The sequence below is a fragment of the Paraconexibacter sp. genome, assembly GCF_059438195.1.
In genome coordinates this window covers 1-12,555 of record NZ_JBLKKY010000095.1, presented here as the reverse complement: position 1 = coordinate 12,555, position 12,555 = coordinate 1, and the positions used below count along the sequence as shown (strand labels likewise).

The 12,555-nt window shown below is 75.2% G+C and carries 13 protein-coding genes; all 13 read right to left on the bottom strand.

Annotated features, from left to right (window positions below; genetic code table 11):
• Nucleotides 1-252: 252 nt before the first annotated feature.
• Nucleotides 253-1,248, bottom strand: a complete 996-nt coding sequence (locus tag ACME2J_RS20725; protein WP_495546850.1) for an alpha/beta hydrolase — start codon at nucleotides 1,246-1,248, stop codon at nucleotides 253-255.
• Nucleotides 1,245-3,206, bottom strand: coding sequence for a 1-deoxy-D-xylulose-5-phosphate synthase (dxs, locus tag ACME2J_RS20720; protein WP_495546849.1), 1,962 nt, complete (start codon nucleotides 3,204-3,206; stop codon nucleotides 1,245-1,247). Before dxs ends, ACME2J_RS20725 begins: the two co-directional genes overlap by 4 nt.
• Nucleotides 3,203-4,120, bottom strand: coding sequence for a polyprenyl synthetase family protein (locus ACME2J_RS20715; RefSeq protein WP_495546848.1), 918 nt, complete (start codon nucleotides 4,118-4,120; stop codon nucleotides 3,203-3,205). The genes dxs and ACME2J_RS20715 overlap by 4 nt, the downstream gene beginning before the upstream one ends.
• The gene (locus tag ACME2J_RS20710; protein ID WP_495546847.1) at nucleotides 4,117-4,341 is read right to left on the bottom strand and encodes a hypothetical protein; all 225 of its coding nucleotides are present in this window, start codon (nucleotides 4,339-4,341) and stop codon (nucleotides 4,117-4,119) included. Before ACME2J_RS20710 ends, ACME2J_RS20715 begins: the two co-directional genes overlap by 4 nt.
• A 67-nt stretch (nucleotides 4,342-4,408) precedes the next feature.
• A complete protein-coding gene (locus ACME2J_RS20705) occupies nucleotides 4,409-4,819 on the bottom strand; it encodes a transcription antitermination protein NusB (protein ID WP_495546846.1) in 411 nt (136 codons plus the stop codon).
• Complete coding sequence (gene efp, locus ACME2J_RS20700; RefSeq protein ID WP_495546845.1) at nucleotides 4,816-5,382, bottom strand: elongation factor P; 567 nt, start codon at nucleotides 5,380-5,382, stop codon at nucleotides 4,816-4,818. Before efp ends, ACME2J_RS20705 begins: the two co-directional genes overlap by 4 nt.
• Nucleotides 5,383-5,408: 26 nt before the next feature.
• A complete protein-coding gene (locus ACME2J_RS20695) occupies nucleotides 5,409-6,116 on the bottom strand; it encodes a hypothetical protein (RefSeq protein WP_495546844.1) in 708 nt (235 codons plus the stop codon).
• Entirely contained in the window at nucleotides 6,113-7,216 is a 1,104-nt protein-coding gene (locus ACME2J_RS20690; RefSeq protein WP_495546843.1) for an aminopeptidase P family protein, read from the bottom strand. The genes ACME2J_RS20695 and ACME2J_RS20690 overlap by 4 nt, the downstream gene beginning before the upstream one ends.
• Complete coding sequence (locus ACME2J_RS20685; protein WP_495546842.1) at nucleotides 7,213-7,659, bottom strand: type II 3-dehydroquinate dehydratase; 447 nt, start codon at nucleotides 7,657-7,659, stop codon at nucleotides 7,213-7,215. The genes ACME2J_RS20690 and ACME2J_RS20685 overlap by 4 nt, the downstream gene beginning before the upstream one ends.
• Nucleotides 7,656-9,176 carry a bifunctional shikimate kinase/3-dehydroquinate synthase gene (locus ACME2J_RS20680; RefSeq protein ID WP_495546841.1) on the bottom strand — a complete coding sequence of 507 codons (1,521 nt, stop codon included), beginning with the start codon at nucleotides 9,174-9,176 and terminating at the stop codon, nucleotides 7,656-7,658. Before ACME2J_RS20680 ends, ACME2J_RS20685 begins: the two co-directional genes overlap by 4 nt.
• A 1-nt stretch (nucleotide 9,177) precedes the next feature.
• Nucleotides 9,178-10,350 carry a chorismate synthase gene (gene aroC / locus ACME2J_RS20675; protein WP_495546840.1) on the bottom strand — a complete coding sequence of 391 codons (1,173 nt, stop codon included), beginning with the start codon at nucleotides 10,348-10,350 and terminating at the stop codon, nucleotides 9,178-9,180.
• Nucleotides 10,351-10,497: 147 nt separating this feature from the next.
• Nucleotides 10,498-11,538: a hypothetical protein gene (locus ACME2J_RS20670; protein ID WP_495546839.1), complete on the bottom strand. Its 1,041-nt coding sequence runs from the start codon at nucleotides 11,536-11,538 to the stop codon at nucleotides 10,498-10,500.
• The gene (locus ACME2J_RS20665; protein WP_495546838.1) at nucleotides 11,535-12,377 is read right to left on the bottom strand and encodes a hypothetical protein; all 843 of its coding nucleotides are present in this window, start codon (nucleotides 12,375-12,377) and stop codon (nucleotides 11,535-11,537) included. Before ACME2J_RS20665 ends, ACME2J_RS20670 begins: the two co-directional genes overlap by 4 nt.
• Nucleotides 12,378-12,555: the final 178 nt, after the last annotated feature.

The window sequence follows — 12,555 nt, the reverse complement described above, 5'->3', positions numbered from 1 at the left end:
CAGGTGAAGACCACGAGCGAGGCCGAGGTGAGGGCCGTGGCCGCCGACGGGCTCGGCTCCCGTGCCTGGGCGGCCGCGAGGACGGCGCCCGCCCCCAGGAGGACGGCGACGACGATGAGGGCGACAGGACCGCGCACGGCCGCAGGATGATGGCGCACCCGGACCCGGGACGCGCCGCTCCCGCCATCCGTCCTGACGTTTCTCACGCCACGCGTGAGAAACGTCAGGACGGGCGGGCGGACGGGCGGACGATCAGGCGAGGAAGCGACGCGCCGCCGCTGCGAGCGCGTCGAGGAGCGCGTGCGTCTCGTCGCAGACGCCGCCCCAGCGGATGAAGCCGTGGCCCATCCCCGGGTGCGTCGCGGTCGTCACGGGCACGCCGGCGGCCTCGAGGCGCGCCGCGTAGTCGAGCCCCTCGTCGCGGAGCGGATCGATCTCGGCGACGGCGACGTGCGCCGGCGCGAGGCCCGCGAGCTCTGTCGCGCGCCCGGGCGCGAGGTCCGCGTCGGTCGCGCGCTCGGCGAGCTCCGCCTCCGGGATGCCGGAGTACGCCGACCAGAACGCGTCCATCTCGTCGCCGGCGAGGAGCGGGCCCGTCGCGAACTCGCGGTGCGACGCCGTCGCGCGCGACGGGTCGAGCGCCGGGTACACGAGGAGCTGACCGCGGACGCCGGCGTCCTCGTCGCGCGCGCGCCGGGCGCACGCGGCCGCGAGGTTGCCGCCGGCGCTGTCGCCGCCGACGACGACGCGCCCCGGGTCGACCCCGAGCGTCTCGGCGCCCGCGGCGCTCGCCGCTCCCCGGACGACCGCCCAGCAGTCCTCGAGCGGCGCGGGGAACGGGTGCTCGGGCGCGAGGCAGTAGTCGACGCTGAGGACGACGTGCCCCGACCGCGCGCAGAGGGACCGGCACACGCGGTCGATCCCCGGGAGGTCGCCGACGACCCAGCCGCCGCCGTGACACCACACGATCGCGCCCGGAGGCCCCTCGGCGAGCTCGAGCGGCTGGTAGATGCGCGTGACGACGACGCCTGCCTCGAGATCGGCGGGATCGCGCGCGATCTCGAGGTCGGTGACGAACGCCACCTCCTCGGGGTGGCCGCCGAGGCGGTCGGCGGTCTCCGCGTAGCCGGCGCGCAGGGCGTCGACGTCGGGCTCGGCGGACGGGTCGCCGGAGGTCCCCTCGTCGCCGAAGACGGCGCCGGGCTCGAGCAGCGCCGCGACCTGCGGGTGCAGGCGCTCGACGCTCACGCGCCGGCGGCGCCGACCGGCTCGCCCTCGCCGACGCCGATCGCCTCGAGGACGCGGCCGGCGATCGCACGGCCGGTGAACCCGACCTCCTCGTGCAGGAGCGCGGGCTTGCCGTGCGTGACGTAGCGGTCCGGGAGCCCGACGCGGATGACCCGCCCCATCGGGTGGCCGCCGTCGACGAGCCCCTCGAGGACCCCGGAGCCGAAGCCCCCCGCGAGGACGCCCTCCTCGACGGTCACGAGCACCTCGTGCTCGGCGGCGAGCCGGGCCGCGAGATCGACGTCGATCGGCTTCGCGAACCGGGCGTCGGCGACCGTCACGTCGAGGTCGTTCTGCTCGGCGAGGAGGTCGGCGGCCTCGAGCGCCTTCTGGACGCCGCTGCCGTAGCCGAGGAGCGCCACCCGCGACCCCTCGCGGAGCACCTCGCCGCGGCCGATCTCGATCGACGCGACCTCGTGCGGGGCCGGCATTGGGACGCCGACGGCGTTGCCGCGCGGGTAGCGCAGCGCGGCGGGCCCGTCGTGCTGGATCGCCGTCCGGAGCATGTGGCGGAGCATCGCCTCGTCGCGCGGCGCCATGCAGACGATGTTCGGCAGGCAGCGGAGGTAGGCGATGTCGAACGCGCCGTGGTGCGTCGGGCCGTCGTCGCCGACGAGGCCGGCGCGGTCCATCGCGAGGACGACGTCGAGCTCCTGGAGGCACACGTCGTGGACGATCTGGTCGAAGGCCCGCTGGAGGAAGGTCGAGTAGATCGCGGCGACCGGCTTCGCTCCCTCGAGCGCGAGCCCGCTCGCGAAGAGGAGCGCCTGCTGCTCGGCGATGCCGACGTCGAAGTAGTGCGCGGGCTCGGCCTTCTGGAGGATGTCGAGGCCGGTGCCGGTGTTCATCGCGGCGGTGATGCCGACGACGCGGCGGTCGCGGCGCACCTCCTCGACGATGCCCTCGCCGAAGACCTTCGTGTACTGCGGCGGGGCGGGCACGGCGTCGGGTGCGGCGGGCTTCGCGGCGACCGGGCGGCGCTCGGCGATCGACTTCGGCTTCGCCGCGTGCCACTTCTCCATGCCCTCGAGGCCGCCGTCCTCGGCCGGGGCGAAGCCCTTGCCCTTCACCGTCGCGACGTGGACGACGACGGGCCGATCGGCCGCGAAGGCCTGCTTGAGCGCCGTGCGCAGCGAGTGGACGTCGTGGCCGTCGATGACGCCCATGTAGGCCCAGTCGAGCTCCTCCCACCACAGGCCGGGAGCCCAGAACGCCTTGATCGACTCCTTGAACTGCGGGCCGAGCTTCTCGATCGCCGCGCCGAGGCCGCCGGGCAGCTCCGCGAGCCCCTTCTCGACGCCCTCGCGAGCGTGCCAGAGCTTCGGGTGCAGGCGGACGCGGTTGAAGTAGCGGGAGAGCGCGCCGACGTTGGGCGCGATCGACATCCCGTTGTCGTTGAGGACGACGACGAGCGGCGTGCCGAGGCCGCCCGCCTGGTGGATCGCCTCGAAGGCGACGCCGCCGGTCATCGCGCCGTCGCCGATGACCGCGCAGACCTTCCCGGCGTCCGCCTCGCCGCGGAGGCGCATCGCCTCCTTCAGGCCGACCCCGTAGCCGATCGAGGTCGAGGCGTGGCCGGCGCCCATGATGTCGTGCTCGGACTCGAAGATCGCGCAGAACGGGGCGAGGCCCTCGTACTGTCGGATCGTCGGGAGCTGGTCGCGCCGGCCCGTGAGGATCTTGTGCGGGTAGGCCTGGTGGCCGACGTCCCAGAGGATCTTGTCCCGCGGGGAGTCGAGGACCGAGTGGAGTGCGACCGCGAGCTCGCACGTGCCGAGGTTCGCGCCGAAGTGCCCCCCGATCTCACCGACCGTGTCGATGATGTGCTCGCGGACCTCCTGGGCGACCTGGGCGAGCTCCTCGTCGCTGAGGCCGTGGAGGTCCTGGGGGCGGTCGATGCGATCGAGGATCCGTGTCATGCGGTGCGCGTGAGGATGAAGTCGGTGATCTGCTCGAGCTCGGCGGTCGCGCCGTCGTCGCCGCCGGTCGTGGCGGCCAGGGCCTCCCTGGCCCCGTGGTGATGTCGTGCGGCGAGGTCCCGCGCGCCGTCGAGACCGAACTCGGTGACGTAGGTGCGCTTGCCGTGCCGCTCATCGCTGCCCTGCGGCTTGCCGAGGTCCGCGTCCGTCCCGGTCACGTCGAGGATGTCGTCGACGATCTGGAACAGCACTCCCAGCTCGGCCGCGTAACGGCGATAGGGCATTGTCGCAGGTTCGTCCATTCCGGCCAGGAGGAGTACGCACCCCACCGAGGCGCCGATCAGGCGCCCGGTCTTGAGGGCGTGGAGCTCGCGCAGCGCGTCGGCGGTCGTCGCCGTCCCGGCGACGTCGACGTACTGGCCGCCGACCATGCCGTCGACGCCGGTCGCGGCGGCGAGCTCCGCGGCCGCCGCGAGGACGCGCTCCGCGGGCGCGTCGGTCGCCACGAGGAGGTGCCGGAACGCCTCGGCGTAGAGGGCGTCACCGGCGAGGATCGCGACGTCCTCGCCGTAGCGGACGTGGCAGGTCGGCCGGCCGCGACGCAGGTCGTCGTCGTCCATCGCCGGGAGGTCGTCGTGGATGAGCGAGTAGGTGTGGATGAGCTCGATCGACGCGGCGAGCGGCAGCGCCGCGGCGCGCGGGAGGCCGACGGCGTTGGCGGTCGCGAGCGCCAGGACCGGGCGGATGCGCTTGCCGCCGGCGAGGAGGCTGTAGCGCATCGCCTCCTCGAGGCCCGCGGTCGCCGGCGTCGGCGCGAACCGCAGCCCGCCGAGGTAGCCCTCGACCTCCTCGCGGAGGGCGTCCGGATAGCCGGGGCGCACCGCGGGGGCGGCGTCGGCGTCGGCGCCGCTCACAGGAGGCGGTCCTGGGAGGAGTCGGAGTCCTGGCCGGCGGCGCGGACGAGACGCTCCAGCTCGGCGGAGGCCTGCGCGGCGGTGGACGCGCACTGCTCGACGACGGTCGCCGCGGCGTCGGGGTCGATCTCGCCGGTGCGCAGCTGCGCGGCGGCCTCCTCGAGACGGGCGATGAGCCGGTCGAGCGCCTCGGTCTCCGACGGGGTCGCGTCCTCGCTCATGCGCTGATTCTCGCGGATCGGCGTGGCGCGCGGCCGCGCTGCGTCGGAATGAGCCCGGACGCCGGGTTCATTCCGACGCACCCTTCCCGCGTTCGCGGAGGACCGCGGCGAGGATGCCGTTGACGAACTTCGGCGCGTCGGCGCCGCAGTACTCCTTCGCCGTCTGGACCGCCTCGTCGATCGCCCCCTCCGGCGGGATCGGGGTCTCGGCGGGCGCTGCGTCCGGATGGACCATCTCGAGGAGCGCGACCCGCATGATCGCCTTCTCGAGCGGGGCGATCCGGTCGATCGTCCAGCCCTTCGCATGGCGCTCGATGAGCGCGTCGAGGTCCTCCGCGTAGTCCGCCGTCGCGTAGGCGAGCGCGCGCGTGAACTCCGACGCCGCCGGATCGAAGAGGTCGTCGAGCTCGCGGCCGGTGAGCGCGTGCTGGTAGAGGGCGAAGACCGCGGCGCGGCGCTGGTCCGACCGCCGGCTCACGCCCTGCTCATGTACTGACCGGTCTCCGTCTGCACCTTGACCCGATCCCCGGTGTTGACGAAGAGGGGAACCTGGATCTCGACGCCGGTCTCGAGAGTCGCGGGCTTGTTCCCGCCGCCCGAGGCGGTGTCGCCCTTCACGCCCGGGTCCGTGTGCGTCACCTCGAGCTCGACGGACGCCGGAAGCTGGACGTCGGACGGGACGTCGTCGATGTAGAGCAGGTCGACGGTCTCGTTGGGCTTGATCCACCGCAGCGCGTCGGCGACGCTCGACTCCGGGACGGCCATCTGCTCGAAGCTCTCGGCGTCCATGAAGTGCGCGTCCGTGCCGTCCGAGTAGAGGAACGTCATCTTCCGCGCCTCGGTGCGGACCGCGCGGAACTTCTCGCCCGCCCTGAAGGTCTTGTCGATGACGTTCCCGTCGCTCGCCCGACGCAGCTTCGTGCGCACGAACGCGCCGCCCTTGCCGGGCTTGACGTGCTGGAACTCGAGGACCTTGAAGACGGTGCCGTCGACCTCGATGTGGTTGCCGTTCTTCAGCTGGTTGGTGGAGATCTGGCTCATGGGCGGAGGCGGAGTGTAGGGGGTGCTCACCCTCCGGCGGCGCCCGCGCGCTCGCGTAGCGCGCCCCAGGCGGCGCCGCGGACCGCGGCCGCCGCCGCGTCCTCGCCGTCCACGGGGATCCCGGCGGGGACGACGAGATCGCCGGGGGCGAGGACGACGGCCTCCCCGGCGGCCGCGGGGACCGCGTCGAGCCGCGCCGCGATCGCCGAGGTGTCCTCGTCCCCGGACTCGAGGCAGAGCGCGACGACGCCCCGCGAGCCGAGCAGCGCGGCGCCGATGCGGGCCGCCGCGGCCACGAGCCGGTCGTCGCCGGCCCCCTCCCCCGGCCGGCCGTCGAGCACGGCGGCCGGGAACGGGCCGTCGCCGCGAGGCAGGACGAGCGTCGCGCGCAGCCGGCCGTCGCGCCAGCGGCGGACGCGGACGCCCTCGGCGAGGAGGCGCCGGGTGAGCGTGCGGGACGCCGCCCCGGCGCCGTCGGGCCGCTCCGCGCGGACGTCGAGGGCGACGGGCCGCAGCGAGGCGAGCGACGGCACGGGCCCGGCGCCCGGCTTCGCGGGCCGCAGCGAGGCGACGAGGTCCTCCGGGCGCTCGGCGCTCCCGCGCCAGACGCGGCCGTCGTCGTCGCGCAGGCGCGCCCGCCACACGACCTCGCCGGCGGCTCCTCCTCCCCGCAGGCGCACGTCGAGCGGCGCGTCCGCGAGCGCATCCGCCGTCGCCGAGAGCTCGAGGGTCACCCGACGGTGCGGAGGTCCTTCGGGAGCGTCGAGAGGACGTCGTGGCCGTCGTCGGTGACGACGACGAGGTCCTCGATCCGCACCCCGACGTGCCCGGGAACGTAGACGCCCGGCTCGACCGTCACGACGTGGCCGGGGACGAGCGCCGTCTCCCCGAGCTTCGACAGGCGCGGCCCCTCGTGGACCTCCATCCCGACGCCGTGCCCGAGGCCGTGGCCGAAGTGGTCGCCGTGCCCCGCCTCGGCGATGATGTCGCGCGCGACGGCGTCGACCTCCTTGCCGGTCGGGCCGGGCCGGACGGCCGAGAGCGCCGCCTCCTGCGCGCGGAGGACGAGGGCGTAGACGGAGAGCGCCTCGTCGTCGAGCGGCCCGGTCGCGACGGTGCGCGTGCAGTCGGAGGCGTAGCCGTCGAGCATCGCGCCCCAGTCGACGACGACGAGCGTCCCCTCGGGGATCGGCACGTCGCGCGGTGAGGCGTGCGGCAGCGCGCCGTGCGCCGCGGCGGCGACGATCGGGTCGAAGGACGCCCCCGACGCCCCGCGCCGCCGCATCGCGATCTCGAGGTCGAGCGCGACGTCGCGCTCCGTGCGGCCGACGACGCCGGCGCCGACGACCTCCTCGAAGGCCGCGTCGGCGAGCTCGGCCGCGGCGCGCAGCGCCGCAACCTCGTCCCCGTCCTTCACGGCCCGGAGGTCCTCGAGGACCCCGCCCGCCGGGACGAGCTCGACGCCGTCGGGCAGCTTCTCGGCGAGCCGGCGGTGGTCCTTCACCGACAGGTCGGCATCGTCGAAGCCGAGCCGGACGGGCCCGCCGTCCTCGCGCCCGGCGCGCTCGACCGCGACCGCCAGGACGTCCTGCTCGATCTCGCGGGTCCACGCCGGGTCGAGCTGGTCCTCGATCTGCGTGCGGTAGCGGAAGTCGGTGAGGAAGCGCCGCACGCCCCCGTCTCCGGCGCCGACGACGGCGACGCCGTTGGAGCCCGTGAAGCCGGTGAGCCAGCGCAGGCTCACCAGGTTCGTCACGAGGAGCGCGTCGAGCTCGCGGGCGGCGACCGCGGCGGCGAGCCGCGCGACCCGGTCGGGGGACCGCCCCGCGCTCATGCGGACAGCTCCTCCTTCAGCCGGACGAGCGCGTCGCGATAGCCCTCGGGCCCCTTGCCGGACACCGTCTCGAGGCAGAGCTCGCGGATGACCGAGTGCCGTCGCCACTCCTCGCGGGCCGTGACGTCGGAGAGATGGACCTCGACCGCCGGGAGGCCGCACAGCTCGAGCGCGTCGCGGATCGCGTAGCTGTAGTGCGTCCAGGCGCCCGGGTTGAGGATGAGACCGTCGGAGAGGTCCCTCGCCTCGTGGAGGTGCTCCACGAAGTCGCCCTCGTGGTTGGTGTGGAAGAGGACGACGTTGAGACCGACCTCCTCGGCGAACGCCTCGATCCGATAGGTGAGCTCGTCGAAGCTGAGGGAGCCGTAGTGCGCGGGGTCACGCCGGCCGAGCTGGTCGAGGTTGACGCCGTGCATCACCTCGATGCGATCGCGGACGGTCATGCGCCCAACTCTGCCACGGCCGCTCGCACGGCGTCCGTCGCGACCGCGTGACCCTCGCTCACGTCGCCGGGCGCCCCGACGAGGACGAAGGGCGTCTCCCCCGAGGTGCGCTTCTTGTCGCGCGCCGTCGCGGCGACGACGGCGTCGACGTCGAGGCCGTCCAGGCGCGTCGGCAGCGCCATCGCGTCGAGGAGGCCGGCGACGTGGCCGCGCAGCGCGTCCTGCCCGGAGAGCCGCAGGGCGGCGAGCATCCCGAGGCCGACCGCCTCACCGTGCCGGAGCCGCGTGTAGCCGGTGACGGTCTCGATCGCGTGCCCGACGGTGTGGCCGAGGTTGAGGACCTGGCGACGGCCCCCGTCGCGCTCGTCGGTTCGGACGACGTCGAGCTTCGTCCGCGCGCAGCCGAGGATGATCGCGTCGTCGACCGGCGCGCCGCCGCCGACGCGCTCCCACAGCTCGCCGCCGGCGATGAGCGCGGTCTTCACGACCTCCGCGTACCCGGCCGCGTGCTCCTCGGGCGGCAGCGTCGCGAGCGTCGTCGTGTCGACGACGACCCCGGCGGGCTGGTGGTAGGCGCCGACGTAGTTCTTCGCCTCGGGGAGGTCGACCCCGGTCTTCCCGCCGTAGGCGCTGTCCACCTGGGCGACGAGCGTCGTCGGGACCTGCACGACGGGGATGCCCCGCTGGTAGGTCGCCGCGCAGAAGCCCGCGAGGTCGCCGACGACGCCGCCGCCGACCGCGACGACGTGGTCGGCCCGCGTCGTGCCCTGCGCGACGAGCGCGCGCCACACCCGCTCCGCCGTGGCGAGCGTCTTGTGCTCCTCCCCCGCCGGGATCTCGATGAGCCCGGAGAGCTCGCCGACGCGGCCGGCGTGCAGGTCGGCGACCGTCTCGTCGGTGACGACGAAGCGGCGGCCCGACGCCGGCCACCTCACGTGGCCGAGGAGCTCGCGGCCGACGAGCACCGGGTAGTCGCCCGAGCTGCTGTGCGCCCACACGAGCCGCGTGCCGCGCGGAGCCTCCGCCAGCCCGCGCAGCGCCGCGGCGGCGCGACCGCCGATGCGCTTGTCGGCGGGCGGGAGGATCGCGTCGGCGGCCGCCTCGTACGTCGCGAGGCGCTCGGCGTAGCGGGCGGCGAACGCGTCGCGGTCGCGGGCGAGCGGCCGGCCGCGGCCCTTCGCGCGCCGCCAGGCGACCTCGAGCGGCACCTCGCAGAGGACGACCGTGTGGGCGCGCAGCGCCTCGCGGACGCGCGCGGAGCCGAGGCTCCCGCCGCCGAGGGCGATGACGTCGCCGTCGGCCTCGTCGAGGACGCGGAGCACCAGCGCCTCCTCGCGCTCCCTGAACGCCGCCTCGCCGTGGGCGTCGAAGAACGTCTCGATCGACGTCCCGAAGTCGGCCTCGAGGAGGCGGTCGGTGTCGCGGTGCGAGGTCCGCAGCGCGCGGGCGGCCTCGCGGGCGGCGGTGCTCTTCCCCGCCCCCATGAAGCCGACGAAGACGATCGCCGGCGCCGCCACCTCAGCCCTCGCGGCCGATGCGCGCGCGGTAGTGCTCGACGGCGGCGCGGACGTCGTCGATGTGGTCGCCGCCGAACTTGCGCCGGTAGGCGTCGGCGAGGACGAACGCGACCATCGCCTCGCCGACGACGCCTGCCGCCGGGACGGTGCACGAGTCGGTGCGCTCGCGGAGCGCCTGGGCCGGCTCCTTCGTCGAGATGTCGACGCTGCGCAGCGGCTGGGTGAGCGTCGGCAGGGGCTTCATGGCGCCGCGCACGACGAGGGGGTCGCCGGTCGTCATGCCGCCTTCGAGGCCGCCCGAGCGGTTCGTGTCGCGCACGTACCCGCCGCGGGACGCGTCGTAGAAGATCTCGTCGTGGGCCTGCGAGCCGGGCCGGCCCGCGACGTCCCACGCGTCGCCGACGCTGCAGCCCTTCACCGCCTGGATCGAGCAGATCGCGCCGGCGAGCCTGCCGTCGAGGCGCTCCTCCCAGCTCACGTGCGAGCCGAGGCCGGGCACGAGGCCGAACGCCTGGACCTCGAACACGCCGCCGATCGACTCGTTCGCCTTCCGCTGCGCGTTGATGTGCTTCACCATCGCGCGGCTCGACTCGGGGTCGAGGCAGCGGACGGGGTCGTCGTCGACGCCGTCGAAGTCCTCGAGCGCCATGGCGGTGTCGCGGGCCGGGGCGTGGACGGACCCGATCTGGACGACGTGCGAGCGGACCTCGACGCCGAGCGCCCCGAGGAACGCGCGGCAGAGCGCGCCGCCGGCGACGCGGGCGGCCGTCTCGCGGGCGCTCGCCCGCTCGAGGACGTCGCGGACGTCTGTGAGCCCGAACTTCCACGTGCCCACGAGGTCGGCGTGGCCGGGACGCGGGAGGTGGACCTCGGGGACCTCGGCCTCGACGGGCCAGGGGTTCATCCGCTCCTCCCAGTTGCCGTAGTCGCGGTTGGCGACCTGGAGGGCGACGGGGCCGCCGAGCGTGCGACCGTGGCGGACGCCCGCGGTGACGTGCGCGCGGTCCGTCTCGATCTTCATCCGCCCGCCGCGCCCGTGGCCGAGCTGCCGGCGCGCCATGTCGGCGTCGATGGCGTCGCGGTCGAGCGCGAGGCCGGCGGGGAGCCCCTCGACGAGGCAGGTCAGGCCGGGGCCGTGCGACTCCCCGGCGGTCACGAGCTTGAGGACCGTCATGCGGCGCCCCAGTCTACGGTCCGGGCCCCGGAGAGGCCCGCCCGGCCACGGGGTGACCGGGCGGCCCGCCCCGCGCCGCCGAACCGGATTCCTTCGTGGCCAGGGCCACGGAGGAATCCGGTTCGGCGCGCAGAGACGGCGGGCTGCCTACTTCTTGGCGGTGGCCTCCAGGGCCTGGAGGATGATCGCGGCGACCCTCGCCTGCGGGGAGAGCGTGTCCGCCTCGCCCGCCGCGTTGCGCGCGCTCGTGGAGCGGCGGAGGAGGAGGCCCGTCTTCGCGCTGTAGCGGTAGAGCTCGTCGAGCGCCGCGGCCGGGGCCTTCTCGATCGCGTCGACGAGCGCCTGGCCCTCGGCATCGGTGCGGGCGCGCTCACGCGCGGCCGCCTCGGCCGTCCGCGCCTTCTCGTCGCGGATCGAGAGGACGTCCAGCCGGTACGTCGCCCGTCCGCCACCCTGACCGGGCACGGTGAACGAGTGGCTCTCGCCCTCGCCGAGCTCGACCATGTAGCAGGCGTCCTTGCTGGGGCGGCAGGTGCCGTCGCCGCCCGACGGCGCGCTCACGCCGGCGAGGAAGACCGCCTTCTCGCCGCCGTCGAGGACGCCGCCGTAGACGAAGAACGGCCGGTTGATGCTCGGCAGCGGGCTGAGGCGCTCCGGGTTGCGGAGGGTCCGCCGGTGGCCCGGCGTCCCGAAGCGGACCGAGACCCGGTGGACCTCGCGCGAGCCGGCGGGCTTCGTCGTCGACGTCGGCCTCGTGGCCGGCGTCGTCGTCGACGGCGTCGTCACCTTCGGGGCGCTCGTCGAGGGCGTCGAGGCCTTCGGCGCCGAGGAGCCCGTCTTCGGCGCGCTCGAGCCGCCCGACGGCGCCGGAGCGCTCGGCGCCGGCGCGGTGCCGACCCCCGCCACCTGCTGCACGGCCTTCTGGACGTACTGCTGGCGGAACGGGTCGCGCGAGCCGCTGTCACGGTCACGCCCCTTCTCCTCGTCGGAGGCGGGCACGACGGCGGGCTGGCTCGGCCCGTCCGGCGTCGTGAGGCTCGTCTGGGCGACCGGGCCGCCGACGTCGGGGACGTCGTCCCCGCCCTTCATGAGGAACGGCAGCGCGAGGAGCGCGGCGACGAGGACCGCGACGACAGGCCAGAGCTTCTTGTCGACGAGGTCGTTTCCGATGCTGCGCAGGACGTTCACGGGGCGACTCCCGGGGTGACGGTGGCGGGGGCGACCGGCGGCGCGCCCTGCGGGGCGGTCGCGGTCGCGCTCTTCTCGGCCGCCGCGGCGGCGGTGCTCGCCGCGGCGGACTGCTCGCCCGGCGGCTGGAGGTACGCGGTCGCCTTGACCTCGGCGACGAGCTGCGGGAAGCCCTTCGGGCCGGCCTGCAGGCTCACCGCGTCGATCGTGAGCAGGCGGCCGCGCACGTCGATGTCCTCGCCCTTCACGACCGTGAAGCGCCGCACGCGGTCGAGGAACTTCTCGAGCTTGCGGAACGTCCCGTGGAAGGTGAAGGTGAAGGGCATCGTCGGGAAGCCGGCCGGCCCGACCGTCGCGCCCGGCGGGAGCTGGGCGACGACGCCCTCGGCCGGCACCGCGTTCGGCGCGGGCGCGGCGGCGGCGTCACCGCCGCCCTCGCCCTCGGTCGCCTGGACGGCCGCGGCGGCCGCCTGCGGCGCGGGCTGCACCGTCGCGGCGGGCGCGCCCGACGAGCCCTCGAGGCGGATGACCCGGAAGTCGACGTCCGCGGCGTCCGCCGCCTTCTCGAGCTGGACGACGAGCGCGGGGACCTCGTCGTCGGAGGGCACCGCCTTGCCGAGGCGGGCGACGATCGCCTGGTCCTCCTCGTGGCGCTTGCGGGCCGCCTCGCCCGCGGCGAGGGCGCCGCGGACCTGGTCGAGCTGGCCGCGGGTCTCCTCGACCTCGTCGGCGATCTTCGTCGCCTCCTCGCGCTTCGGCGAGAGCGCGAGGAACCAGAACGCGACGAGCGCTCCGACGATCGCGACGACGCCGAGCACGGTGCGGTCACGTGCGGTCATCTCACTCCTCCCCTGCCGCGTCGGCGGCGGTCTTCTCGTCTGCGTCTTCGGCGGCGGCCTGCGCGGCCGCCTCGGCGGCCGCGGGGGCCTCGAGCGGAGTCGAGACGCCGGGCGCCGCCGGGGCGCCGGCCGCCGTCGGAGCGGCGGTCGCCGTCGGAGCGGCGGTCGCGCCCGGGGC